Source organism: Haladaptatus halobius (assembly GCF_020618475.1).
Taxonomy (GTDB): domain Archaea; phylum Halobacteriota; class Halobacteria; order Halobacteriales; family Haladaptataceae; genus Haladaptatus; species Haladaptatus halobius.
Map to the genome: position 1 here is coordinate 11,883 of NZ_CP085342.1, position 26,301 is coordinate 38,183.

Annotated in this window: 24 protein-coding genes and 2 pseudogenes; 16 read left to right on the forward strand and 10 right to left on the reverse strand. The window is 51.4% G+C overall.

From position 1 onward, the window contains the following. The first annotated feature begins 78 nt into the window (after window positions 1-78). A complete protein-coding gene (locus LIW51_RS37385; RefSeq protein ID WP_227380925.1) occupies window positions 79-1,821 on the forward strand; it encodes a penicillin acylase family protein in 1,743 nt (580 codons plus the stop codon). 53 nt (window positions 1,822-1,874) lie between these two features. On the opposite strand, the gene LIW51_RS37390 is transcribed toward LIW51_RS37385, so the two are convergent. Next, the gene (locus LIW51_RS37390; RefSeq protein WP_438267523.1) at window positions 1,875-2,216 is read right to left on the reverse strand and encodes an SWIM zinc finger family protein; all 342 of its coding nucleotides are present in this window, start codon (window positions 2,214-2,216) and stop codon (window positions 1,875-1,877) included. Window positions 2,217-2,841: 625 nt separating this feature from the next. Between LIW51_RS37390 and LIW51_RS37395 the strand changes: the two genes are divergently transcribed. Further along, window positions 2,842-2,994 carry a hypothetical protein gene (locus LIW51_RS37395; protein ID WP_227380926.1) on the forward strand — a complete coding sequence of 51 codons (153 nt, stop codon included), beginning with the start codon at window positions 2,842-2,844 and terminating at the stop codon, window positions 2,992-2,994. A gap of 552 nt (window positions 2,995-3,546) precedes the next feature. Here LIW51_RS37395 and LIW51_RS37400 read toward each other — a convergent pair. Together LIW51_RS37400 and LIW51_RS38920 are read right to left on the reverse strand one after the other, a co-directional pair. Continuing rightward, window positions 3,547-4,845 carry a hypothetical protein gene (locus LIW51_RS37400; protein WP_227380927.1) on the reverse strand — a complete coding sequence of 433 codons (1,299 nt, stop codon included), beginning with the start codon at window positions 4,843-4,845 and terminating at the stop codon, window positions 3,547-3,549. A gap of 737 nt (window positions 4,846-5,582) precedes the next feature. After that, a complete protein-coding gene (locus LIW51_RS38920; RefSeq protein WP_255767766.1) occupies window positions 5,583-5,714 on the reverse strand; it encodes a hypothetical protein in 132 nt (43 codons plus the stop codon). 71 nt (window positions 5,715-5,785) lie between these two features. Between LIW51_RS38920 and LIW51_RS37405 the strand changes: the two genes are divergently transcribed. Further along, window positions 5,786-7,204, forward strand: a complete 1,419-nt coding sequence (locus LIW51_RS37405) for a hypothetical protein (RefSeq protein WP_227380928.1) — start codon at window positions 5,786-5,788, stop codon at window positions 7,202-7,204. Window positions 7,205-7,386: 182 nt separating this feature from the next. Here LIW51_RS37405 and LIW51_RS37410 read toward each other — a convergent pair whose 3' ends face one another. Together LIW51_RS37410 and LIW51_RS37415 are read right to left on the reverse strand one after the other, a co-directional pair. After that, the gene (locus LIW51_RS37410) at window positions 7,387-8,766 is read right to left on the reverse strand and encodes a hypothetical protein (RefSeq protein WP_227380929.1); all 1,380 of its coding nucleotides are present in this window, start codon (window positions 8,764-8,766) and stop codon (window positions 7,387-7,389) included. A 23-nt stretch (window positions 8,767-8,789) separates the two neighbouring features. Further along, window positions 8,790-9,002: pseudogene (locus LIW51_RS37415) on the reverse strand (KTSC domain-containing protein). Between the two features lie 370 nt (window positions 9,003-9,372). On the opposite strand from LIW51_RS37415, the gene LIW51_RS37420 reads away from it, so the two are divergent. The 3 genes from LIW51_RS37420 to LIW51_RS37430 all read left to right on the forward strand — a co-directional run bounded on the left by LIW51_RS37420 (window position 9,373) and on the right by LIW51_RS37430 (window position 12,338). Further along, a complete protein-coding gene (locus LIW51_RS37420) occupies window positions 9,373-9,726 on the forward strand; it encodes a histone H3 family protein (protein WP_227380930.1) in 354 nt (117 codons plus the stop codon). Further along, a complete protein-coding gene (locus LIW51_RS37425) occupies window positions 9,719-11,209 on the forward strand; it encodes a hypothetical protein (protein ID WP_227380931.1) in 1,491 nt (496 codons plus the stop codon). Before LIW51_RS37420 ends, LIW51_RS37425 begins: the two co-directional genes overlap by 8 nt. 94 nt (window positions 11,210-11,303) lie before the next feature. Further along, the gene (locus LIW51_RS37430) at window positions 11,304-12,338 is read left to right on the forward strand and encodes a hypothetical protein (RefSeq protein ID WP_227380932.1); all 1,035 of its coding nucleotides are present in this window, start codon (window positions 11,304-11,306) and stop codon (window positions 12,336-12,338) included. Between the two features lie 339 nt (window positions 12,339-12,677). On the opposite strand, the gene LIW51_RS37435 is transcribed toward LIW51_RS37430, so the two are convergent. Further along, window positions 12,678-12,911, reverse strand: coding sequence for a helix-turn-helix domain-containing protein (locus LIW51_RS37435; protein WP_227380933.1), 234 nt, complete (start codon window positions 12,909-12,911; stop codon window positions 12,678-12,680). Between the two features lie 280 nt (window positions 12,912-13,191). On the opposite strand from LIW51_RS37435, the gene LIW51_RS37440 reads away from it, so the two are divergent. The 6 genes from LIW51_RS37440 to LIW51_RS37465 all read left to right on the forward strand — a co-directional run bounded on the left by LIW51_RS37440 (window position 13,192) and on the right by LIW51_RS37465 (window position 17,254). Then, entirely contained in the window at window positions 13,192-13,689 is a 498-nt protein-coding gene (locus LIW51_RS37440; RefSeq protein ID WP_227380934.1) for a hypothetical protein, read from the forward strand. Window positions 13,690-13,746: 57 nt separating this feature from the next. Next, entirely contained in the window at window positions 13,747-14,127 is a 381-nt protein-coding gene (locus tag LIW51_RS37445; RefSeq protein ID WP_227380935.1) for a hypothetical protein, read from the forward strand. Then, a complete protein-coding gene (locus LIW51_RS37450; RefSeq protein ID WP_227380936.1) occupies window positions 14,124-14,456 on the forward strand; it encodes a hypothetical protein in 333 nt (110 codons plus the stop codon). The genes LIW51_RS37445 and LIW51_RS37450 overlap by 4 nt, the downstream gene beginning before the upstream one ends. Further along, on the forward strand, window positions 14,453-14,860 hold the full coding sequence (locus tag LIW51_RS37455) for a hypothetical protein (protein ID WP_227380937.1): 408 nt from the start codon (window positions 14,453-14,455) through the stop codon (window positions 14,858-14,860). Before LIW51_RS37450 ends, LIW51_RS37455 begins: the two co-directional genes overlap by 4 nt. Beyond that, window positions 14,853-15,656: a hypothetical protein gene (locus LIW51_RS37460; protein WP_227380938.1), complete on the forward strand. Its 804-nt coding sequence runs from the start codon at window positions 14,853-14,855 to the stop codon at window positions 15,654-15,656. Before LIW51_RS37455 ends, LIW51_RS37460 begins: the two co-directional genes overlap by 8 nt. A 734-nt stretch (window positions 15,657-16,390) precedes the next feature. Further along, window positions 16,391-17,254, forward strand: coding sequence for an SMP-30/gluconolactonase/LRE family protein (locus LIW51_RS37465; protein ID WP_227380939.1), 864 nt, complete (start codon window positions 16,391-16,393; stop codon window positions 17,252-17,254). A gap of 222 nt (window positions 17,255-17,476) precedes the next feature. Here LIW51_RS37465 and LIW51_RS37470 read toward each other — a convergent pair. Together LIW51_RS37470 and LIW51_RS37475 are read right to left on the reverse strand one after the other, a co-directional pair. After that, window positions 17,477-19,006: pseudogene (locus LIW51_RS37470) on the reverse strand (type B DNA-directed DNA polymerase); the annotation flags it as partial. 140 nt (window positions 19,007-19,146) lie between these two features. Next, window positions 19,147-20,985 carry a PQQ-dependent sugar dehydrogenase gene (locus LIW51_RS37475; protein WP_227380940.1) on the reverse strand — a complete coding sequence of 613 codons (1,839 nt, stop codon included), beginning with the start codon at window positions 20,983-20,985 and terminating at the stop codon, window positions 19,147-19,149. 1,299 nt (window positions 20,986-22,284) lie between these two features. On the opposite strand from LIW51_RS37475, the gene LIW51_RS37480 reads away from it, so the two are divergent. Next, the gene (locus LIW51_RS37480) at window positions 22,285-22,587 is read left to right on the forward strand and encodes a HalOD1 output domain-containing protein (protein WP_227380941.1); all 303 of its coding nucleotides are present in this window, start codon (window positions 22,285-22,287) and stop codon (window positions 22,585-22,587) included. 67 nt (window positions 22,588-22,654) lie between these two features. Here LIW51_RS37480 and LIW51_RS37485 read toward each other — a convergent pair whose 3' ends face one another. After that, window positions 22,655-22,891, reverse strand: coding sequence for a hypothetical protein (locus LIW51_RS37485; RefSeq protein WP_227380942.1), 237 nt, complete (start codon window positions 22,889-22,891; stop codon window positions 22,655-22,657). Window positions 22,892-23,216: 325 nt separating this feature from the next. Beyond that, window positions 23,217-23,387 (reverse strand): hypothetical protein, encoded by a 171-nt coding sequence (locus tag LIW51_RS37490; RefSeq protein ID WP_227380943.1) that lies wholly within the window; start codon window positions 23,385-23,387, stop codon window positions 23,217-23,219. Between the two features lie 589 nt (window positions 23,388-23,976). Here LIW51_RS37490 and LIW51_RS37495 point away from each other — a divergent pair. Genes LIW51_RS37495 through cysC form a run of 3 tightly spaced genes read left to right on the forward strand, consistent with a single transcriptional unit; the run spans window position 23,977 to window position 26,293 of the window. Beyond that, complete coding sequence (locus LIW51_RS37495; RefSeq protein WP_227380944.1) at window positions 23,977-25,200, forward strand: sulfotransferase domain-containing protein; 1,224 nt, start codon at window positions 23,977-23,979, stop codon at window positions 25,198-25,200. Beyond that, complete coding sequence (locus LIW51_RS37500; RefSeq protein WP_227380945.1) at window positions 25,191-25,436, forward strand: hypothetical protein; 246 nt, start codon at window positions 25,191-25,193, stop codon at window positions 25,434-25,436. Before LIW51_RS37495 ends, LIW51_RS37500 begins: the two co-directional genes overlap by 10 nt. Further along, window positions 25,436-26,293 (forward strand): adenylyl-sulfate kinase, encoded by an 858-nt coding sequence (cysC, locus tag LIW51_RS37505; protein ID WP_227380946.1) that lies wholly within the window; start codon window positions 25,436-25,438, stop codon window positions 26,291-26,293. The genes LIW51_RS37500 and cysC overlap by 1 nt, the downstream gene beginning before the upstream one ends. Window positions 26,294-26,301: the final 8 nt, after the last annotated feature.

Genomic DNA, 26,301 nt, shown 5'->3' on the forward strand with positions numbered 1-26,301 from the left:
AATCGACCAGCAGAGCATATCCCTCCCTCCGGCGAAAAACGGATTCCGACCGATCCACAAAAAGTCCACGAGGCTGAAATGGCTCGTCAACGGACGCTCGCGACCGGCCTTGACGCATTAGGTTTACCGTTTAAACTTGGTAGTAATGCACTGGCCGTTGCTGGAACACATACTGAGAGTGGTGACGCTCTCTTGTTCGGCGGCCCGCAGATGGGTTTTACAACGCCGTCAGTCATGTACGAGGTGGGTCTTCACGGATCAGATTTCGATATCACTGGAATCACCGTCGCCGGCTATCCGTTTGTTATGTTCGGACACAATAATCACGGTGCCATTACGAGTACCGCTGGTCTCGATAACAGCATCCAGACGTTTGTCGAGACGATTCGAACCGACGGTGAACAAGAACAGTACAAGTTCCGTGAGGATTGGCACAGCGTAGCGGTACACTCTGAAACGATCCCGGTCAGCGGTGCGCCAGACGCCGAGGTGACGATTCGGCGAACACGGCACGGCGTCGTCACACAATGGCGCCCTGATGAAGGTGAGGCAATCTCACAGACTAGAAGCTACGAGGGTCGCGATATGAATTCGTGGAAAGCATTTTACGAGGCTCAATATGTGACCAATGCAGACGAGTTCGTCACTGCCGCCCAGAACTGTGATTATTCGTTGAATTTCATGTGGGCCGGTGATGATGGCGATGTGGCCTATGTCCATCTCGGCCGGTACCCCGATTGGGAGCAAGTACCGTGGGATACACGCTTCCCCGCTGATGGTACGAAATACGAACTCACCGATGCTGACTATCTACGTGCTGCTGACGGGTCTGTTCCGTTTGCAGTTAATCCATCGACGGGGTACACAGCCCAGTGGAACAATAAACCGGCACCGGGATGGAACAACGGCGACATGAGTTACGCTTGGGGAACCGATCACCGTGTTCAGCGGATAATAAACCTCATGGAGAATCGACTTGCAACTGAGGGCGTAGTGGACTATTCATTCCTCAAGGAGATCGTCTATGACATTGCCTTCGTCGACCTGCGAGCAATTCGATATAAAGAGCCCCTTATAGCGGCGCTTGCCAATGCTGAGTTAAGTGATATGGAACAGTCGGCGTTCAAAGCCGTGGCAGACTGGAATAATTTACGGCAAGGAGATGGGACGGACTATCTGGGTAATTACTCTGTTGGGTACACTGTCTTTGATACATTCTTTTCTCATCTACTCGACGAAACTTTCGAACCCACGTTCGGGGTGCTCGGCTCGTTATACGGGCCGGTTCGGAGTGTCTTTTTGAACTACCGCTACGGCCGTCCACTGTTAATGCGTGCCCTACATCCTACTGATGCGGCGCTCGAACCTGCCGTTGACTACTTTCATGGCGATCAGCCGACGGTGTTCCGTCAAGCCTTCCAAAAGGCGGTCGAGGATCTGCGTGCGAAGCATGGCGACAACGTTTCAACATGGAAGGCACCAGCTCACGTCGATAAATTAGATAACATGGCCCTCTTTGGGATGCCTATCGGTGTCGGTGACGCTGGAGAAATGCCGTTTCTTAATCGAGGTACAGAGAATCACTTTGTGCGCGTTGGTCGGACGAATGGCCAATCGAATCAGCAGTCACGTCACGACTTTTCTGCTGAGAACATCCTCCCGCCAGGTAATTCGGGGTACCTCGCTCCTGACGGAACAAAAGATATACATTACGCTGATCAGCTCAAGATGTTCATCGATTTCGAATATAAGCCCTTACGTTTTACCACCGCGGAAGTAGCTCGCGACATAGAAGCTACCAAATCGCTTCGAACAGAGTGATCACGTCCAAGAATGTCAATTAGTGAGACTTGGATAAAAGAATCTAAAGCGGGTTACTTCGGCAGTTCTTTCTGCCTCGTCCTCACGCATGGCCAGCACGGGAAGCCACCGAGACCGTCACAATCGCACTCCTCTGGTTCGGCACCGTCTTCATTCTTCGAGGGGAAGGCGTCGAGCGTGACCACGTATTGGTGTTCAGCGGGGTTGTCGTGGCTCTCGTTGGTCACTTCGACCATTCCGGGGGCCTCGACGTCGAAGGAGAACTGTTCCCACTGTGCGCGTTTCTGTGCCGTCTCGTCAGCTTCAAGTCCTGCGCTCGATTTCGTACTCATGGTCTTCTGGTCTTCATTGAGGAAGACCGGTGCCGGGTGTTGGCGCACCCGGCGCGTTTCCACACGCCCGAGGGCACCGTTCTTCCTTACCAAGTACTATGTAGTACGTGGTATTAAAGCTATCGATGTACTACGTAGTGTGTGGGTTTAAGATGGTGGAAAGTGAACTGAGGGCTACGATGACAGACGAGAGAGAGCGCGATACTCGTGGTCAATTTGCAGAGGAAACGACTGACGACGATATTCTGACGGCGATGCGCGAATCAGAGTTTCCGGCAGTGACCGCTCGGTGAGTGGCGGATAATCTTGAGATCGAGCGGCCCTCCGCGCATCGACGGCTTGAAGAGTTGCACGAGAATGGAGAGGTAAAGCGGGGAAAGTTGAGTCCACGAGTGGTTATCTGGTGGATTCCAGAGAAGTAGTTGGTTGGGGGAAAATCGTTGCTAGTAATAGCGACGGAGATGGACGTCTCTATCAGAGTCGTTTTTCAGACAAGAAATGCGATTTCTGTGGCGGAGAGGAGGGATGTTAGAATCTCGATGATCAATTCGGGCAGTTTGAAGCCTTCTCCCACGAGTCACGTTAGTATGCCCGGTTCACTCTTTCTTGATGGTTAGACCATCGAACCGATGGAGGACCAGGGAATCCGAGTAGCAGTATAGCCCCTGCTCAGGATAGAAATAGTGGTGTGGAATCCGGTAATGCGGTCGCGGTACAGGCCAGCACACAGAGCAACTCGAACAAGGAGTTCGCCGCGTCCAACGCCCAGAACGTCAACGATCAATTCCAGAATGAGGCTGACAATGGCAATAGTGGCTTCCCTGGTAGTGGAAACGACTAATCACGACAATCCAGATTTTTTTACTGAGCACAAAAGTTTTTAATCGCCAGACAAAGCGGAAGAGAGTACACTTAGGTTAGCATATTATACTAACTCCTGTTAGCACCTGCACCACCGGAAAGCGAACGGGTGAGAGAATGAGAGAGGACCGAAAGCAACCACAGGAGATAGTGAGGGTCAGCGAGGAAGTCCGTCAGCCACACATCAGAACGGGGGGGTGCAGATCGCCCATTGCGAGCACTGTATCGGGGGCAATGAGACGGTGCCCACACTGACTCAGATGGACCCGCGAAGGGTCAGCTACCGTTATGATCCGAACAAGCTGCAGACAGCTGGGACAGCCGTACTTGCACCTCATTGTTCAGTGTTTTCCTCGGTATAGAGATTACTCTAAACGCGATACTTGTTCTTAGCACAGTATTCTAAGTCATAAGGTAGTATTTGATGTTAGTATAAATATCAACATAGCTACGATTTTTGTGAATTTTCTATAAGAAATGACACATACAATTGGTTAGTAAGATCTCAACGCAAGAAAGATGTGAACGAATATTAATCCAATTGAAAATGCTCACTAAACTCGTCAGGGAGGGATTTTTCAGGATCTTCGTTGTTGAATGAAGAAATTCCTAATGAATATTGTATACCTTTTCCAGCAAATTCCACAAACGTAGAATTGAGAATAATAGCGTTGAGGCTGTTTGATTGATTTAACTGACCTCTGATCCGCTGTTCTAATCTTTCTATTTGTGGTATTCGTTCCTCCTGATATCCATCAATCACAAATCGACCCATATCAATGAATTCATACGATGGAATATAAACAAAGAGGGCAGAGGGTGATCTACCAGAAAGATCACCACGTCCTCTACTTATCACACCCTCTAAAACTCGACTATAGTAATCTTCATCTATGTCTGGAAAATTAAAATTGATCACCTGTATTCCTTTTCCATGAACATTTTTGCTTTCGTCGATCATGAACCGGGGTTCCAAATACATCCCTGGATCCAAATCTTCGGTGTCAAATCCTGATAGGAATCTACTTATGTGCCTCTCATTTGGAAGCTCTGTGAATGTATTTAGATCGTCCTCATCCATCTCTAAAATTTTCTCACCGTAAAAGTAATCCTCCAATCTTGCCGTATATATGGCCCCATTAATTACTGCTTCCTTTTCGGCCTGCTTATTACGTAGCACATCAATCGCAATTTCTGAGACTTCGTCAACTATATCTTCTGTTAGAGGCTCCTCACCACCAAGGTCCAAATAAAAACTAAGCTCAGGAATTTCACCTCCGTCAACACCGTTATTAATGGTGTCTAATATTTTCTGCTTAAGTGTTGTAAACCCCTCGTCGTATGTTGGATCACCTGTATTCCCCGCTCGTCTCCGCTTACATTCAATATCGATGGTCGTATCATCGATTTCTACATAAATATCCGGGCCACCAGTTGTACCCTCATTAATTAATTTAGTGTTGAATCCTGCATTTTCGCATTGATATGCAACTTCCACTTCGTACAGTGCTTCCCAGGGATTTTCTTCTTTTAACATCCTCTCGGCAAACACTTCGGACATTTCTTTGTCAATTTTGTCACCGTCTGGTGACACAACTTCCAAATCTTTCCCCTTCTGAGCTAACAAACCCGCGTAAGCAACATCTCTCACCCCCGGTGTGAATTCGAATGTTTCCGTCCGAAAATAGTGGTCAAGCATTTCACGAGTTTCTTCTAATGGCTTCCAGATAGGATATGACCTCACCTCTTCTTCGGGAGCATATGATGTGAGAAACTCGGTTAGTTCTCGTTCATAATCCATTACTTTGTAAACATCAATTGTGTCGCTCATGTAGTACTGTAGCGATTAGACTATCACCCAAACATATTAAGTAATTGTATAATTCAAAACAATAGCTTTGCGATGTATTGCTGCCCATTGTCCTATCAACGTTGATGGGCTCATCACACAGAATGTTACAGCACTCGGAGGGAGTTGTTCTTAAAGTATTCGTCTCGGAGGACGTCATAGTTATCATCGGGTGTCTTCACACGGTTGAATCACCACGAACAGACGAACGGATCGTCAAGGAGTGAGTAAAAAAGACCCCGGACGTCTGACACGCTCGCGATTTCTCTCGAACCGGAATGCGTATCTGATGTTGCCATCACTTTCCCTCCGAATATTCCAGATGTAGATGGTACACGCTGAGGACGGGGACTGACGGGATTTCATATACTTTCCCATGTGTCGTTGGGTACTTCCCACCTGAGCGGTCCGCGGCTTTGCGTGTGGTTCAATTTGAACGCCGAGGACCTTCTCGTCGTGCGGGAGGCAGCGGTAGGGTTTCGGTCAATCGCCGGATCGTTCGGGTATGTTGTCCCGGTCTTCTCCGCGCGCGCCTCAGTCTGTCCGGTCGGGATGAACAAATCGAGGTTCTCGGGATACTCAAAGACGTCCAACCGCTCTTCCACGCGGTCAGTGTAATTCTTGATGGACAGGTTAAGGTGAGTTCGACAAAACGTTCGGAGCGAATTCAGGTAGTAACTTAACCACTACGTCTGGACTGAACGGCTCCCGAAATAATGTCAGGGAAGGCCGATATTAATCTCAATATTGACTGTATCCTTCGCGTTGGCGACGGCGATGAGAATTGCAACAGCCACCGTGAAGACCGCAGCGATACCGAGTATAATCGTCAGGGTGAATGGTTCGGTCATCGTTGTAGATACTTGAGTGCGGAGAACAATTTATGTATCCCGAGAAGGTACCTTCACAAGAGTATAAATAAATGCCCGAAGAAAATCGCTCGAGTGGTGGGCCGAAGTCCTTAGCTCTCTCGACCGCTGAAAAAGAATATTTATCAAGTGGAACTGTAGGAGGTTATCGGAAGTCACGTCTTCAAAACCGAGTAAACTCGAAAGCTGTGGCCCTTCCAGAACGGTTTTCACGACTTGTAGACGATGCCGATCTGATTTCTAAGTCTGATTACCTCGACGACGAAATTAAGCGACAGCTTTGGGAGGTTCTTCTGCGAGAGACGACCCCGGATTACATTGAAACACCAGAGAAGAGGCCACTTCAATTATCCACAAAAGTGCGACCTCAAACACCAGTTCAAGATATTGGTCGATTTATTGGAGGATTTGCTCACGATGTTTTACGTTTTCCATCGGAAGTAGAGTATGAGGAATTATTAGCTCACGTTATCTTTGGGTTTGTCAAGGGAGTATACATAGATACCTTGATTGCGGGCCGCGCTGATCAGAACGGAATCGATGTCGAAACTGAAGAAATTTTGGAACGAGTTCAATCTCTTGCAGTAAATGTGGAGGAACATCGAGAGAGTATGTCTGATCAAAAAGAGAACGCACATCTGCACTCTCAAAAATGGCAGGAAACACGTAATCAGGTCCGAAGGGAGATTCGTAGAATTTTATCAGAGGAAGAACTGATTGATTCTCCTCAATCCCTAAGAGAGCGGCTAAAAGAAAGACAAACAGATGAGGACAGTCTACACAAAGACGAAAGCGAAGCCGAAGGCGATGGAAGGGATTTTCTAACCGTCGAAAAACTGCATGAGAAGGCAAAGAGTTCTTCTAGAGACATCGAAGAGAAAACGATGTGGCATCTAATGGATGCTAAAATAGAATCTGATGATATCCCTGGAACGTTTGGCGCGACTACTGCATTTCAACAGAAATATAATGTAGATGAATTCGATATTGACGAATTTGTAACTCAAGATCGAGTTTTAAACATTTTCACGGCTCGACGCATCCCTGGAAGGGTAGGTTTAGATTTATGGCTGGAATCAGATAGCTCCAAGATAAAATCGCACCGGTGGCGAGGAGTTGATGCTATTGATATTTTCACGACAATATATGAAAAGAACGGTGGGTCTTCAGCAGAAATAGCGAAAGAAATCGGCAGCCGTAGCCAAAAAACCAGCCTGGTAACTCGGATAGCTCGTGACCTGGCAGGGGATGATCAATATCCTAACCGAGAGGTTTGGGATCAACTACCCATTCTTCAAGGAGAACGAAAGGAATGGCATTTGACCTCCTACGGTGAGGTTTTAGGATACTACCAGTTTGACCATGATCACTGGTCAATTGATGCGATACCAGATTCGATTATTTATCAAGGGATAGATGAGCTACTTAAAGCAAAGATTCTACCGAGCAAACGAGGGATCAGAAGTCAATAGCACCAGACTGAATCTCTACTCAAACACACTTCAACTAAATTTCTGGAATGAGATCTCGTTGGATAGTCAGTGGATTATGAGTCTCTGAATAACTGACCAAGATTCTAACTGGATTACGTCGAGCGTCCCTTCGTTAGTTGAGTGGAAGATGCTTTAAGCAGTCACTCAAGATGCATATCGCATTACAGATACCAATTAGGGTATTCATCCATAGAGAAGGGGGAATTTCCCCACTCGGACCCGATTCCTGGGAAGTCCTGCGGTGGCTCTGGCCCGTCATACAACCACTCACTTGGAGGTTCCTCGCTTGCTCCAATCGCAAAGCAGTGACCCCCTGGTGTCCGTCTCCAAGCATACCACCGTTCTCCATCGTCAGACACCTCCAACGTGATTCCGGAAGGGATATCCAGACCAGCCTTTGTAAAATCATCTCCAAAGAGTTCAATCAAATCCGGCTTGTATCCCCTCAGTTCACGTTCATACCATCCCATTTGGGATGTATGAAGCCGTTTCAGTGCACGAATGGATTCCCGGAACTCGCGCTTGTCTCGGGGACGACCCTCCTCGCCAAGTTCTGTGGACCCCGCATAACGCACGAGATCTTCCTGATAAGCTGTTTCCTGACGCTCTTCAGCAACTAAATCAGCCTTGTAATGTTTGGCCGCCTCATAGGCACCACTGACGGATTCCGCATTGGCGACTTCATAAGTACCACCTTTGGCTGCCTCGCGAATCCATTTGAGTCGGAGCCTCAGTGCCAGTATGAGGCCAAGTTTGGCCTTCCACAGCCCCGTAGGATTTTCGCGAGATTTTCTAAGTTGGATGAACGCGTTTTCGTAGCTCGAAAAAATCGTAAGCGGGAAAACAAACACCAAGACCCAGACGCCCAGCAGCATAGGCCACACTGCTTGGAGCGCGAACAGTTTCAAGTTCAATGTCTGCCATGACGTGGACAGTGATTGGGCGGTATTAACGACAATCGCAAGCACGAGAATAAGGAAAACCCAGTTCCTTACGCGCCGCAAAGTTTTCTGTTGTTCAGGCTCCCTGGCGACAACTGGAGCGACTGTGAAGAAGAATAAGAATGGTTGTAAGAGAAATTCGAACCATAGTGAGAAGGGATCTACATTTAGAAAAAATTCAACGAGAACTATCACGCCAAGCACGTTAGAGAGTTCCTCCCGAAAGTATTCGAGACTGCCTGCTTCTGTAAACCCCACGAGCATCGCGATCCCTGTAGTCAGGCCCCACACGAGGGTAGCCTTTGTTAGGACGGGACTCCAGATCACGACTTGATCTACAATCACGATGAATAACAGAATCCATGCGCCATAGGTAATCCACATAGCAACTAGCCTAGGAGCAACAGCCATTCTCAGGAGCCCAACCAAGGTGGAACGTATATCGGGGCTCAAGAGTGCGTCCACAGCGAGAATGATAAGACAAACTACGAGCCAAGCGAGGGTTGCCAGTTCTCGATTATTGAGCTGGAAACCTTGAGTCAAAAGCTGTGGTAACGCGCTAGATATTACGCTTTGAATCCAGTCACTGTAGTTACTCAAGAAGAATCACCAGAGGATGGAGCTTATCGGATTTGCGAATAGCGATAGTTGTCTTTGATATGTCGGTGATGGTACTTTCCGTGTGATGCAGCATTCATTAAACCTTGTTACACTGATTTCGGGTCGTTGAAGTACCGGTACACTCGGTTGTTGTTGAACTCGATTTCTAATGTACTGCTTTCAGGGTCGTAGCCAACGCTTTTCAGGTTGCTTGATGAAACAGATACTCGGTTCATATTGAAGACATTCTCATAGAGAATAATAAATTATGTAGTTATTTGAGATACGTAATTCGCCATACGTACGAGGGACAATCCGAGGAGAGAACAAGTAGCGACGATATGCTTCGAGTGATTTGTGAGTCCGAGTTCCGGCAGTGACCGCTCGGCAGCGTCCTATAGCGAAATAGGACGGGCGTGAAGATAGGTGTCGAACCGGGAAATCTCTCCTTCATGTTTGAGTCACAGTATACTGATTATCGTTAGCGCTCTTGTTCTGTGACCCTGGTGGAAATCAATGCTGACTAAAGGATTTTGCCGGATCAAAAGTCGATTTCCTTCTCAGAAATAGATAGATTAATTACATGCTGTTTCCTGTTACCGCAATATGAGTGACGAGCCGACGGACGAAAATGATCCTATCAAGGAAAGCCCTCTCCATGATCTTCTCCGCGCGTATACCCCCGAAGAAATGCAGGTCGGTGGTGACTCGTCTGCCTACGTCAAGCTCCAACTTGAGAATACTATCGAAGTTGTCTGGCAGGAAGCCGTGAAAAACGCGAAAGACCGCGATCGTAAGACGGTCGAAGAGCAAGACGTCCGCGCCGCCTACAACGAGATTTTCTACCCCTACACCCTGCTTGAAGAAGCAGCCACGAAAATGGGTGAGTACCAGTTAGAGCTCCAGCGGACGGCCAACAAATCGCCTGTCTTAGAAACAGAAATTGAGGAAGATGAGTAAAGATCCAAATCTCCTTTTCTTTCGAGAGGAATACACTAACGAAGAGATAGCGAGTCGGATCCGAACTAAGGATTTCCGGACTGATGGCCATCAAATCGTGGAATCCGTCTTAGATACGGCAGAACTGAGTCGTGATGTCATCTTGGAGAATCGGAAATCGGACTTCCTGTCAAAAATCAAGTCGAACGTGGACTCGGAGGAATATCGGTCGTTCCTCAAGGATATGTTCGAGGAGTTCGGTGAAAAGGGCGACCGAGTTAATCTCCAGTTCTACCGGGTTGACGGCCTCTCTTACCAGGAACTGGTCGATAAGATAGAAACCGAACAGGAACCCGAACCAGAACCGGAAGCAGCCGCAGACGGCGGAGATTTCCAGTATTCTTCGCTCATCAGTGACTACCAAACCCACGAAGGCACAATTGTCGACATCCAGTTCCGATTGACGGACCATCCAGACGACTTCGAACTGACTGACGATGGCTACGTCATCGATAACGACGGTGAACGGGTGGATCTGAGCGAATTAGATCTCGACCTCAATGATTACCAGCGGTTCGTGCAGACCAATGAGTATACGGTCGAGGTCCGGGCATACACCGACGCAGACCTGATCGCGATCTCGAACTCCAAGGCTAGCAGCAAGCTGCAGAAGGCAATCTACCAGTCCGTGAAACGGTGGGGGAATGCCTCCGCCAACAATGACGGCTTTTGTCTACAAGAGACCGAGCTCCTCCTGATCCAGAACCTGCTGGACGGAGAAAACTCCGGGCTCGACTACAGCGGATTCCTCGATAGGAACCTGAAAACAGCCAAGTACAGGGGCGACCGGCACGAAACATTATCCCGATCTGAAGTTCTCACTCCCGCCCGCGAGCGAGGACAGATTACCCAGGTCCGATTCTACCACCAGTATAATGACGGGATAAATACCCGACCGGTTCAGGTTCGGGTTTACCACGATGCCCACATCTCCACAAGCAAACCCACACGGCCGGACTTCGTCAACGATGTGAAAGACCACATCGTCACTGCGCTAGACAATCATGCCTATCTCAAGCCGTACGATAAGGTTGTTGACGAGTTCATTGACGCCCGGTCCCGTGACAAACTGTACGACGGCGAAGACGCTTACCGAAGCAATAAGAGGCAAGCATTCAGTAGCCTCGTCGACCAGTACATCGCCGATGATACGTACGACGAGTCCGAAAGCCAAGTATACGAAGCCGTGATTGCCAATATCGGTATCGAACTGGCACAGCTGGATTTGGACGGCAGTCAGTATCCGGCTGTCTCCGAGGCAAGCGACCGCCCGCAACGAGAGACGGATTTAAAGGAGTTTTTCGAGGACTACTGCGACTACGGACTCCAATCCACCTTACCCGACTTTGAACAGCTGTGGAACCACCTGGAACACATAATCAACAGACAACACCAGACACCAGTCGACATCATCAAGATCACGGAACAGGACTATGCTCTCTAGGTCGGAAGTGCTATTCCTAAACCGGTGCCTCCGTGAAGTTCCATCCACTGCGCGCATCGCGGATATCGAATTTACCGAGGACCACATTACGGACATGCTCTCTGATGTTAATGTCAACGAATCAGATCTGAACCGGGGCTGGCAACGGTATTTCAATGCACGGACCCAGGAAGTCATCGAAGAAGGCGTTGCTACCGGCGACACAGAAGAGAAGTATCATCTAAATCCGGAGGTCATCACTAAAGCATGGGGAGACGAAATTGATGACAAATCCTGGTTTGCGGAAACTCGTCTTAAACAGATCGATGATGAAAGCTGGCAGTTCATCGCCCAGTCGGATGGCCGTGGAGAACTTGTGTTCCAGCTCTTTTTCAATGGTCGACGGGTAGAAGAATACTCGCCGGACGCGCTCAAAAGTCGATTTGCTGTCTGGTTCGTCGAACCGCAAAACATCGCCGATGAGGAGGCGACATTCAAGTGGACAGAATTCCTTGATGGCGAATTCTGGGAGAATCTTCGAAGTGAGCTACTTCAAGTTCAAAATCCGCGGACTATCAATATCTGTCGGAAAAATTCTGTCGCAGCCGGAGACAATATGGAAGGAATCGAGGATGCAATTCAGTACAAATTCCGAGATTGTGAACTCGCTGTTGACGAAGACCCGCTAGCAAACAATACGGAAATTGAGGAATACATTGACGGTCCAATTCTATTTGGAGCAAAAACAGACGACAATAACCATCTCTTAGTCTGCGAATGTGACCTAAGTCCAGACCACGTCCATCTGCACTACGTTCGTGACGGGAAACCATCACATCTTGCTGACTCAGAATATGCTGAAACCATACAGAACTTCGTTCGTGAGAAGGTGATACGATATAATGACCTCTCGGCCAAGAAGGAGGATATCCCTCAAACGCTTAGATGGCTCGTTGTTCTGTTCGGGGCAATCGGTGTCTCTCAGTTCGTTCCACTATTCTTCTTTTTCGGCGTCAGTCCTAGTTCTCAAATTGTCACAGATACGTTGATTCTTGTTCGAGTCGGAAGTCTCATTATCGGCCTCGCTATCATCGTATACCTACTCCTACCCGTAATCAGGTTCCGGAGGTTCAGCTGGATACGAGACTGATGAAGGACAGTCAGCTCACCGACCTACGTTGATGCCGATTCGTACTCAGTCCCTGTGCCGGTAAGCCTCGCACTCAATGCAGTACGCTGGCTATCAGTTTCGAATGATCTATTTTCCAAAAAATCCTACAACAATCTCTCTGGTCTATGCCCGTACGTATGATAGATGTTTCAGCAACCGTGGACAGCAACAGGCCTCAACTCATAGCACGGGGATACACGGTCTGAGAGGGTGACGGAGCTACCACAACGGCGATTTTGCCAGATGTGACCGTTAACTGATGGAGAACACGCCAATAAACAGATCTTCCTAATCTCATAGCTCAGGTTAAATGAGGAATTAGTGTTCCTTATCTCGCGGATCAGCAACAAATTCATAGACGCCACCACCAATATTTTTGACCAATTCAGCAGCTTCAAGCATTCCTAAACGGGTTGATATATGCTGCCGCGAATATCCAAGCTCGTCACCGAGATTTTTTGGCGTGTTTCGTCCCCATGGTTGATTATTGGCCCGCCCTTCTTGGAGTTCATCTAGAATCTCTCCATCGACACCGTCGAGTTTGAGGCTCACTGATTTTGACATCGGTCTCATCGTTACTTTACGCTTGTCTTTGCTATCGTAAATTTCTTACTGATAGACCATCTTTTAGACAATACATTAGACCATACATTCGTAATCTATTAGTGGCTAGGTAATGGACTATTGAGTAAGAAGCGCGGGATTTCGGTGCAAAACCGGACGGCGCTGCAACGCCGCCCACGCTTCGGCCACACCGAAGCATGACTAGCAATACCCCTTCCGTAGAAAAACGCATCGACTACCAACCACTTGTTTTCGGAGGACACGACTAATGGCGTCCTTCGACGAGAAACCCAACGGCGGCGCACTCTCCGTGGAGGCCCAATTCGGCGAAACAGTCTTCGAACCCGTCAAGCGCCTCGAACCCACCCCCGAAACCGCGGCCCACGACCCGGATCAACCCACTCCCGAAACCACCGACGAGCCAATCACCCGCGCGTACCTCGTCGAACTCCGCGTGGGCTTTCAAACCCGAACCAAGACCACCAGCGAAGAGCCCTACCTCTACTGCATCTACGCCACAGCAGACTGCCAGCAATTCTTCGAACGCCGCTGCCCGATCGACTACGGCGAGGAGGGCTTCCAGATTCCCGAGGATACCGACACCTACCGCTCGGTCACGACAACCAAAACGGGCAACCCAAACCTGCCATCGACACCACCGGGCGAAACCCAAGCGGAAACTCGCGCACACTACCAGCGGATCCTCGAGCGGTGCTACGGCATCGACGCCACTACTCACACCACCTCAACCGAGGTGCACGCGTAGATGGCCCCCACAGAACGCCCTTCTCAGAGAGCAACAGCCATCGGAGGTGGAGGGGCAATGACGCACTCGTCCACCTCGATCACCCCCGAGGAGATCGATGACACATTCGAACGCTGTCCACACTGTGGCACCTACGCGGTGCAGATCACCGACTCCCATTACTGTGACAGCCGGTTCACCAGCAACCTCACCGATGCCGAACGCAACCAGCGCATCACCAACGACCCCTATCCTGCCGATGAGACGGTCGCCATCGTCGACCAGCTTGCAGGCGACGCTTTCGCCTATCACGAACTCGACGCGGACAACCACTCGCTCTGTACGCTGCATACCGACAATCCACTCGCCTATTGCACGCGTGAAGCGGCACAGGACGACCAGTACGCACCCTGCCAGCTCTGTCAGCGCCTGCGCCAAAAACGGGAGGCCGACCAATGACCGACCAGCAGACGGTTCTCGCCCTCGAATGCACTGACTCGATCCAAATCCATACCGAGAAGCGCACGCTGACGGGCGTCATCTATCAGTGTGAGCACTGCGAGCCCGAACTCACCTGCCGCGGGCCAGAGCCAGGCGAGTACGTGCTGTACTTCGCGACACCGACCCACGACCTGTACCGCCTGCAGTACGCCTACTACAACGAGATTGAGCACACCGAAGCCACACTCGAATACTACGATCTCTCGCCCAATGGTCGGTATACCTGGCTTCGGACGGGTGCCCGTGTCGAGTGCATCATCAACCCCTCGGGAGGTGAGCAGGCGTGAGTACCGACGGGCATTCGATCATTCCCAAGCCACTGAATCCACGCAATTCAGAAGCACTCATTCAACGCCTCTCATCCGGTGATCGCGTTCGCATCACGACGACCGACCTCCCACGGACGATTTGCACGGTGAGAGAGACCCACTCTGTGACAAGTCACGCACCACAGCTCGTCTTGACGGCACCGCCGGTGACGACGACGGCACAGGACGCTCGCCAGCAAGCCACCTACCACTGCACCGCCAGCCACTCCGATTCGCCAATGACTGTTCTCGAGTACACCCACACCGCCACTGACACGACCGCGCGTTGTATTGGTTCGCTCACCACGATTGCACACTTCCCCCGACTCTCCACGCCAGCAGAGGACACAGCAGTCACAGCGGAGGTGCGTGCAAATGAGTGACGCCACCACGTCCGGAGCTTCGAGTATTGAGAATATCTCGATCAGCGACCTCGCCAAGCACGTCAAGTCGCTTACCGACCGTGTTGACGACCTTGAGCAAGAAGTCGTCGAAAAAGACGAGCGAATCGACGAACTCGAACAGCGAGTCGATCAACTCGAAGACTATCGCACGGAGGCGGCGAAAGAGCATGCTCAGGATCGACAGCAACTCAGTAGTCTCCAAGACACGACCGAGACGATACAAGCTGATGTCGACGATCTCACCGACGTTGAAGAGAAGAACGCCCGTGTGCGAGCGTCGGTGTCCCGATTAATCAATCTCGTGCGGGATTACGAGACCGAAGAGAGTGTTGACGACGATTCGTCCAATCTTGTTGCAGAAGCCTCGAATGCAGGGAAGCAACTCTTCGAGACAGTCCAACGCTCGGAACAGAATACCGAGCTCGTCAATTTCCGTGAAAAGCGTGCGGAGAGTCAGCAAGTCGAGGACAAGTACCTCGATGTGCTTGAGCACGCCAAGAAGGTCGCTGAGGCAAATGACGTGATGGTTGCACGGTTGGGCTATCGAGAGGTTGCGACGCATTACGGTTGTGCGTACAAGAACGACGGGTATCGCGTCATGGAGGAAATGGCCGAACGCGTTCCTGGCGTGACCTACAAGGAATCCCGAACACTGTCGGTCGACGATGCAATAGGCGTCGGTGGTCATCACATCGAGATCACGTTCGCCCATCCCGACCTCGCCGGATGGATGAGAGCTCACGAAGCTAATGCGGGAGGGAACGGAGGACGCTAATTATAGCGTTGTAATCACGGGGGTTCGACGAACCCCCACTTCGGCGGCACCACCACCCGAGATTCACACCGCCTTGACGGTGAAACATGGTGGTAGTAATAGGTTGGCTACGGTGGAGTGCGTCTGTTTCTGCGTCTATTTCTGCGGAACGGAGGGGGTCGCTCTCGCGATTTCCCTCTATTACAACGGTATAATCGACTACTTCCACTAGCGACAATCGAGGACGCCATGAGTGAGAACGTGGAGAAGTATTCCGAACAGACGAGTCAGCAGTTGAACGTCACCCACCAGTGATCTGTTAGGAATGGTGTGCCAGATATAGAGGATATAATCGGCACCCTGCCATCGGCAGAGTGAACCCACGGAAATTCATCGGTACAAGTCTGTCCGAGGCATCGATCCCATAGACGAGATGAACATTGATACAATAGTATTAATACTTCACGACACAAACGTCGCAACCAGTTCATCCTCTAGGTACAGGCCTCCTTTCCCGGCTGTCACAAGAGGTCGAGTGGATCGAAAGACCACTCCCCAAAGCTTGATCGTTGGGATGAACGATCCAAACAGGTACACAGGTGAACATGATGTTATCGAACCGAGACAAACAGGGCCGGATCAATTGCAAACGACGAACAGTGTTGAGAGTGATCTCTCTCGCCGGGATAGTTGGCATCGGGAGTGGCACCGCCTTGGCCAATTCTTACGAACACAACAGTAGAACACCACCACCGGTGAGCAAGTCGAGTGAGACATTCCCGGACGTGCTGGAACTTCCAGACGGGTTCCAGCCGGAAGGAATAGTCACCGGCCGCGGTGACACCTTCTTCGTTGGATCACTAGCATCAGGGGATATCTACCGGGGCGATTTGCGAACCGGGGATGGGAAGGTGCTCGTAGAAGGTATCGATGATCGGGTGGCGATTGGCCTGTCACACGATCGTCGGAGTGACTATCTCTTCGTAGCCGGCGGTGAAACGGGTGAGGCGTTCGTGTATGACGCTGAGACCGGAGATACGGTCGAGGAGTACGAGCTCACCGACCCAGGGAGTTTCGTGAACGACGTGGTGGTGACGCCGACGGCGGCGTACTTCACCGATTCGTTCCGGCCGTTCCTGTATCGTCTGCCGCTGGGCCCGGCCGGACGATTGCCTAATCAGAACGCAGTCGAAGAGATCTCGCTCGGTGGTGAGTTCGACTTTGTTTCGGGGTTCAACACGAACGGTATCGACGCGCCGCCCAGCACGAAGTACCTAATCATCGTGAACTCAACCACTGGGCTCCTCTACCGGGTCGATCCAGAATCGGGCCGCGCGACGGAGATCGATCTCGGGGGCGAGACGGTGAGGAACGGTGACGGTATCCTGCTGGACGGCAAAACGCTGTATGTCGTCCGAAATCGAGACAATCTCATCGCCGTGGTGGAACTCGAACCGGGAGCGACGCAAGGTGAGGTGGTACGCGAAATCACCGATCCAGAGTTCGATGTGCCGACGACGATCGCGGAGTTCGGAAGCAACCTCTACGCGGTGAACGCCCGATTCGGAACCGACAATCCGGAGAGCGCGGAGTACGACGTCATCCGCGTCTCGAAGTAATCGAACCCCTGAACGGACTGGGGGCCGACCGGATAGATCCTCCGTCAAGAACCACTGCGCGATCCTAGTCGGTTACTGTTTACAGGGGTGGGGGCGGTCGATACGCGCCCTGTAATCAGCACGACGTTGAGATCTATCACTGAGTGAGTCTTAACAAGGCCGGGATTTTTGCTTCTATGGGATGCTGGTGTACAACAAAACGATCTTATGAACTTGTAGTCGTTAGAGAAACGAATTCAGGCTCATCTCATCGTGATCCGCAAGGAATTGCTCAATGCGTTTCTCTCGCCAGTCCAACGGCGACAACACACTCGCTGCAGCACGAACCATCAACTCCCGATAAAACTCGGTATCATACTCGGTCGGCTCTTCAACCACCAACATTACTCGCTCTCGCGAGTGCTTTGCATCGTCGACCACCACATACGACACACTCTGGCCAGGCGCACGCGCTAAGCCCAAATCCGCCGCCCGCTCCAGTGCTGCCACACTCTGTGTCGATTGCGTGTAGTCCTCCCGCTTTTTCGAAACACGATTCGTGATCACCAACTCGCTTGGATCAACCGCCTCACGCTCCAGCCGATCAACCCACGACCGCAATTCCTCACAGATCGCTTCCGGATCACGATACTCATCGATCGCTCGAATCAACGCTTTCTGCGCATCGTCGATATACGACGGCGAACTTCGCTGCCGACACTCGATTCCCCGATACTTGTACTCGTCTTCGCCAGCAACCTTCCCGAAGTACTTCGTCAACGCACCGGCATCCGAATCACGCAACGGAACAAAGGCGATCCAGTCGTAGTGCGCTTCGTGTTCAAGGCGAATCTCGACCTGCCTAGAAATCTCCGAGACAAGCTCAGACGGGGACGTCTGTTCCTATCCCTCGATCGGCGTCACCCACACGCTATCGACGATACCATGCACAATCTGCCAGCCATGCTCCTCGAGGACTGCTTTCGTCTCTAAGAGAATCTCCCGAGCATACGCGTTGATCGCCTCGTGGCACTCGATCCGTCCAAACTTCGCGTTCGAGAAGCCCTGATAGCCGAAACAGGAGACCAAAATCCACTTGATCGCACTCGATTGACCTTCCAATTCGTCGCGACGCTCCTCATCGTCAGTCTCGCGAATTTCAGCTTTGATCGCATCCCGATCTTCGATCAACGGCTCAAGCACATCTGGCAGATAGCCTCGCTCGTCACAAATCGAATACCCGATACCCGGTACGTCCTCCCGATCAGCATGGCACTCACAGCGGATCTTCTCCGGACTCACGTTCCGCGTGACGATGATATTCGGATACAACGACGAAAAGTCGAGTTCGTGGACGTCCTCGTGCAGGCCGACGTCCGGTGCAAACGTGAACCCACCACGGTCGGCGTCGTGCAGCTGGCGCATCGTTTTGAACTTCTCGTGACGCCACGAACGCCATGGGACAAGCACGCCCCGCTCACGTGCTTCCTGGATCTGGATCCCGGTCAAAATATTCCCGATCGACGACCACGCTAACTCCTGTAGTGGTTTGCCCGACTTCTTCACGAGATACAGACAGCCGTCAAGATTCGTCTGATTCCACATGAACGTATTCGAGCCGTCGATGATCACCCGACCGGGGAGATTGTACCGTGCCGGTGAGTGCCCGACTTGCCCGTAGCTTTCATACGTCGATTCCCCAGCGAGCTGCTGCCACCCCGCCCGTCGGCCAAGCTGGAACTCTACATCGAGCCGATCGGCCTGTTCGAAGAGAAATCTATCGATCAATGCTGGCGTTCATGTCTCCGGAGAAGGCTAAAAAGTCCATCTTCCTGTTGCATTCCGATGGAGAATTAGGAAGCTCCCTCCGTAGCAAGGGGTGAGTACCCCCGAGCGCGACAGTATGGAAGAGTTCACTCAGTGGTCATTTCATTGCCGCCGTTCGTCTGGTTGCCTGTTGTTTGCGTGGTCGTCCCACCGGTGAAGTCGTCGCCTTGCTCAGGGGGAACGATTTTCATCACGACGCCGGTGTTCCCCTCCGGAATCGGTCGTTGATTGGCGAGGATGTACACATCGCCATTTTGGTCACGTCCGAATGCAAGGACGTAGTGATTGAGGTACCCATTGTCAGTGTTGGCAACCTGAATGGCCGACGTTTCCCAGCCACCGGAGGTTCGCGGGATCTTGTTCGGAATACTTGGCTTCGTTGATGGGACGTTGGCCGGCCCCTGGCTCGCAGTCTGGTTTCCGGCTGTCTGATTGCCCGTCGTTTGGTTATCTGTGGTCTGATTTCCGGTCGTCTGGTTGCCACCGCCACTGTCTTGATTCGTTTGCCCCCTCCGAACAGGGCTATCCTGCGGCGGCACTGCCGTGAAAAGCCTCCCGTCAGGATTCTCGCGGGTTGGATCGGCGGTCCAATCACCATAGATATAGCTGTTTTGGAGTTGGGGAACGGCTTGCCCGTAGTTGACGACACCGCCGACGGTTGCGATGCCCACCGACGTCCCCTGGTAGGCATGCGGATACTCGACGAATGGATCAATAAGGTTTTGACCGTTATACGGTGGTTCGTTTGGTGCCCGGGTTGGACACTGTTGTGGTGGCTGACCAGTGTTTGCCGTACTGAAGCAATGATAACCCTCCTTGACGTTCCAGCCGTAGTTGCCACCCTTAGTAACAATATCATGCTCCTCGAAAAGATCCTGGCCGAGATCGCCAACGATTAACACACCATTGTTGAACGACCAGCGGTATGGATTTCGGAAACCCCAGGCCCAGTTCTCGCCAAGACCGTCTCCGCTGCCGGCCAGCGGATTGTCGTCTGGAATCGCGTAAGGCTTGCCTCCCTCTTGGTTGTCTACGTCGATACGGATGAAGCTCCCAAGGAGATTCCCAGTGACATCCTGCCCATTACCACCCTCGTTTTCCTGATACCAATCAGCGACATGACCGAGGTAGGTATCGTTCGCCCCACCGCCATCCCCCATTGAGATGTAGAGGTAGCCGTCTGGGCCAAAGTCGATCGCCCCGGCATTGTGATTGTATTGCGGATGAGGGAACTCGATGATCGTTCGTTCAGAGTCAGGATTCCCCTTGTTCAGATCCTCAGTGGCCGTAAATTCGGCGATGACTTCCGTGTGGTCGAACGACAAAGGAGTTCCCGGCCGTGCAGGTGCACTATAATGAAGGAAGAACCGACGGTTGTTCTGGAAGTCGGGATGGAACGTGATCCCGAGTAATCCACGTTCATCGTAGCCCGGTAGACTCGGTTTGTAATCCCCACGAAATCCTGTTCCAAGATCGACTATTCGATCGCTAATGTCAATGAACGGTTCGTCCTGGATGCCGTTCTCGCCATGGATCCACACTTCGCCAGTCTGGTCAGTGATGAACCGGCGGTTTTGTTCCTCGTTAGCGATTGCCCAGCCTGTTGGTAGGGTCATGCCCTCGCCGACAATTTGGACACCGATTGTCGGCCCTTCTGGAAAGTACCCCGTATCGCCTTGGTTATCCCCCTGCTGAGTTGTGGTCTCTTGTGTGGCCGCGGTACCGCCGAAACCTGCAGCCATGCCGGTGACTGCCGTCGCCTTGAGGAATCGCCGTCGATGCGTATCTAGCAATGAGTTCCTAGTAAATTCAGCCGTCAATTCGGTTTCCGCTCCCGTCTCGTCAATCACATCACAACCTGTCTCAATTGTCGGTTCGGGCTTCTCGTTGGACGTGGTCGTGTCGTCTTTTGATTCTCGAGTCATCTAATAACAGACCTCGGATGTGACGACGGGACTTTCATGGATAAAACCGAAATATTGTTTACCGTTTCATTTGTCTACTCACTTTCCGATTACGGTTGAGTAATCGTACTTACCGCTTCTGCGAAACTATTAATCGCGACTGGTGAACCGAGGCAATTCAACGTATGAACGACCGACAGGAGTTCGGGTGATTGCGGTTTACGAAACCATACGTGGAAAGACATCACAAATTCGGGAAACAATGAGATGGATGCACAGAACGAAATTGACGAAGCGGTAGAAGCCAGGGACGACCAGGTGGATGCATCGATACACGCCACGATGGCGGATAGCTAAACACACCATTATTTTTCTCATCAATGGAGGAAGTGTGTTCTTGTATTAACCTTAAATGGAGAGATGAGGAGGGAGATCATAAATCTCCACCTTTCTAGATAGAAATCATCTGCTGACTACTGTTCGGTGTTTCCCTTCGAGTTTCTCCACATCAGTTCGATGCGGAGAAACGAAAGTACGGCTCTTACGGAGATACACATTGCTTTCGCAGATAAAAATAATAGTCTGTTTTTCTTTCGCGTTCAATCGTTCTCGCGAGCACGCTCCAGCTAAATGAGTATCAGCCCAAGATCCAGGCAAGATGGTTGTATGAGGGGTCGTCAGTCATCTTGAGGTGTGAGCTTTCACCACGCAGTACGTCTCAAAACTATCGATGATGATCAGGTCATACCCATACACTTCCAGGATGGTGTAAATGTCCGCTCACGTTGACACCTCCGGTGAAGATATATCGTGAATCCAGAGGTCTTGATATGTTCCCGCGCCTGAAGACGCGGGAGTCTACGACGTGGATAGTAATCGATTTGTGAGTATGCGACTGGAGTCAGAAGACGCTGAACAACAGACGTACTCAACCCGGCGAGAAGGACAGCTAGGAAGGGAGAACCACTCTCACGATCAGGCACGACGACATCGTCAGGGTGATGGCGCCAGACCATGTCGTCACGCTGGACTGTGTGAGAGCGTATCTCCACCAACGACATAGGGGATAAAATAAGTTCGTCAGACATAATTTGATTTTATTATACCTTTCATCAAATAATGTCACAATATTTTTCGAATTTGATTTCCAGTATTGCTTTTGTTTCTAATGGGTAAATTCTGCGGTAAGAGGCCGTTACTCAACTATTTGGAGAACGAATGAAAAGTATGAACAGCGACACAATGAGAACGAAAACGACCAGCTGGTTCGGTTCCACCACGGAGCACTCGGGACCGAGTCCACCACCCCAATACACATTGGTGGAATCCAAGACGATTGACCTCGAATCTTCGACTTCGGAGCTTGTTGTTGGTGTCGTTGAGGCACTCGTTGAGGTGATCGAGCCGGCAGGTGGCCAGACCACACTCTCGTTGTACGAATACGTGAACCCAGATGCACTCAAAGACATCATTACAGCAAGCGCGGAGAAAAAGAGTGACGTTGAGGTGCGATTCACGGTCGAGGACTATCTTGTCACCGTCCGCAGTGACAATACCATTCTCATCTACGGACCGATTAGAGCACAACGCGGTAGTGGGGGAAACCCATGCCCGGCTAGTTGATCAAGAAAAGCGATTCGATTGACACGATGTATTTCCATGTTAACACTCACTACCGGGGCCGTTCTTGCTATTCAGCTCCGTAATCCGTGAGCCGGAGCTTCCTCTCAACCTCATAGAGATGGCCCTTCATGTAGAGTCGTCCAATGATATCCTCGGCAGCAGGCCGCTCAAGATCTTCTTCGTCCTTGAGAATCGCATACGCGTGCTCATATGTGAGTTCCCCCTCATCTGGAAGCCTCCTTGCGAGTGCCTCAAGCGCTTCTTGCGCAAGTGGGGTGAGTGGCGATTTCCCATTTGGCCTCATTCGTACGACCAAATTTGAGGACACGACAGGTAAACCCTCGGTCAAACTCCGTTCGTGACACTACTTAGCTCATTGTGACAAGGGGAGTAAGCAGACGGCATGGGAGGATGGGTTGGGATGAGTACGAGAATCCACGTCGTCTGCTGGAATACGCTGACTGCAATCTTCACTTGGTACCCGACGGATAAAGACCTCAGCCAACCAGAGCGGAAGTGAAACTGAATACACATGAGGGGATTCGCGGCCTCGACGCTTCTCACCAAAAACGCCGAGCCGAGAGCGCATCTGCCAAGGCGAATGTTCTTGAGTTAGTATGCTCGACTAACTACCAATACCCAACAAGATCAAACGCTCCGGCGATGGCCTCGCTCTCCAGGTCACAAAGCTTGCCCGAGCCGCTGGACTCGTTGAAGAAATCGACGGCGATCCCACTCGTCTTGCTGACATCTGTGTATTTGCATTCAACGGGCTCCTCCTCGCTGTCGATCTTGACCACATCACAGACGAGAATATCGTCGAACTCGCATAGCAGAAACGACAACCACGACAGGTAAGATGGTTTGAACGACCATCATCTCCGCTTGACAGCGACCGAGCCCACGATGGGAAGCTGCAGTCGCTGCCACGGTGATGCAAGTTTCAAGCGCATATCCCGTCTTCAGGCGGAGTCAAGCGACATCGGGCCTCGTTCCCTGCCAGAATCATTTTGGTGTGGCTCGCTGTAACTCAGACTGCTATGGAGTCGGTGGGGTCCGTCCCTGGACAGACAGATGATGGCGACGAACACGGTCTGTTTGTTGCACGGCGATAACGCGGCTTCCGACGGGACCTCAATGGCCGGGGCACAGTGCTCCAAGAGGGAAACTAAAGTTCCCCCGGTGTATCGCCGGTTCCCTCTGAGTGCGGGTTAAAACCTTGAAGGTTGTAATAGCAGAAGTCCGGACACCGAATTCCACGGTCTATAGGCTGTGGGGGTCAAGGTCGACGAATAACCAAATCATGACAGCTCGAATACAATTGATGAAATTGAACCGTCGGTTCCGATTATGGGTTGATTCGGTAAACACGTCGGGAGGTGATGGTTAGTGAGTCTTGAAGATCCGCCAAGCGATCTCCGAGACCAGGCCAAACGGAACTACGAACATGTGAAAAACGAGGTTATCACGGAGGAGAAACAATCTATTCTGTCGAAGTATCAAGTTGACGACTTTAATAGCGTACTGCTTATCGTGACGGCTCCAAGAGGGGGCAGTAGTCTTCTTTTCGATATCCTTCGACACCATGAAGGAACATGTAGCCTCGATGGTGAACACGACCGATGGTACACTCTGAACGGGATCTGTTATCCAGCGTTCGAGTCCGACGTCCTTCCGGCCGACTTCGAGTCGTTCGATAGGAAAAAACTTCTGACGGATCTCCTCGCCGAAGTCGGTGCAACCGAACGATCCGGCGACCGAACACATCGTGTGGATAATACGCTCATCCGGCTTCCATTGCAGTTCCCCAATCGAGACCTCCCATACAAGCAAATACACGAAAAGTTGCTCGAGGGAGAATCGCTCAATGAGATACTTGAGGGGTTCGGAATCCCACCGTTGCAATACGATGAATATGCAGAGCAAGACGCAAGCAGTCCGTTTAAAACTGAAACGATTGAGGACCGACCGTTCGTCTCCTCGCACAGTCACAAGCGCGGTCTCACAGCGGACGACTTCGAGCGGACGCTCGTCCTGAAAGCGAGCGGCGATGCATACCGACTCCCATGGATCCGCGAGCAGCTATTTCCCGAGACTGATGTCAAAGTCGTTCACCTCACACGGAACCCAGCAGCGTCGATCAACGGTCTCTACGATGGGTGGCGGCTGAACAGAGGGTTCCAGACGTACAACGTAGACGATCTCAATCTCGAAGGATACAACGGCTCACTATGGTGCTACGATCTCCCGCCGGCCTGGGTTAGCAAGGGAAAACTCATCGACGTCTGCCTGATGCAGTGGGCCCAAGCCCACCGCCATATCCTCGATGGCCGCGACGCGTTCGAGGACGTCCTTCGAGTCCGGTTCGAGGATCTTCTCACCGACACCAGCTCCACTATCAAAAAGATCGTCGAGTTCGCCGATCTCGGCGAGTCGGCACTGCTATCCGAGAACGTCGAAGACCCCAATAAGGTGATGACGACAAAGGAACCAAGACACGCTCGCTGGCGAGACAGGGAGGACCTCGTCAAGAGCGCACTCAATCGAGCTGACGAGACGTATACCGAGGTGGTCGAGGAACTAGAATACACGGAGGAGTCGGAATGGATCTGAGCGAAGCAGCAAAGGACGGCGACAGCAGCGGGGCGACTCGCGTCGATGTCAAGACGACCGTGGAGATTGACGACAAGAACTTCACGATTATGGCTGACGAGGTAATACTCATGTCCAAGGATACACCGAATGCGGAGTCGAAACTGGCCGAGGCGTATAATGTCGAAACCACCACCGTCGATGAAATTTGGAAAGAAGCAGGTGGGCTCGCCTGTCTCACAGGGGGGACCACTTAATGTCGGGAGAAACCATATGGCTCTTCGGACTGCCGTGTTCTGGAAAGACGACGCTCGCCGAGGGATTAATCGGTCCGAATACGGTCCACTTGGACGGGGATTATCTTCGGAACACCCTCAATTCCGATCTCGGTTTCTCGAAGGAGGATCGAACCGAGAACCTCAGACGGGCTGCTGGAATCGCGCAAGCGTTGAACGAACAGGGATTCGATGTCATCGCGTCGTTCATCACCCCGTACCGTTCCCAGCGAGAACTGATCGCCGAGAAGGTCGAGGACATCTCGTTCATCTACGTCAACGCACCCGTCAAAGTGTGCGAGGAACGTGACGTAAAGGGAATGTACGAGCAGGCTCGTAAGGGCGAGATCGAGGGCTTTACCGGTATTGACGCGCCGTTCGAGGAGCCGGAGGTAGAGGAGATCGGACTCGAAGTTCGGACGGCGACGCACTCGAAGGAGAGGAGTATCGAGAAGATCAACACGGAACTGGACCTCAAGTCCAATCCGAGCCACATCTTCATCGGTCGCTGGCAACCGCTCCACGATGGCCACCGGACAATCATTGATTCAGCCGCTGACAACGGAAAGGACGTCATTATCGCCATCCGCGACACCGAACTCGGCGAGGAGAATCCACTCACCGCACAGGAGCGCCGAGAGCTGATCGAGGATGTCTACGAGGACCATCCGAACGTCGAGACAATGATTATTCCGGATGTGGACACCGTCGCTATCGGACGGGACGTCGGATACTCGGTCGTCTCGGTTCCCGAGGAGGTTACAGAGATCAGCGGAACCGAGACACGCGAGGAGTACGAGAAGAACGAACTCCTCACGGGACAACACTTGGAGGAATGAGTAATTCT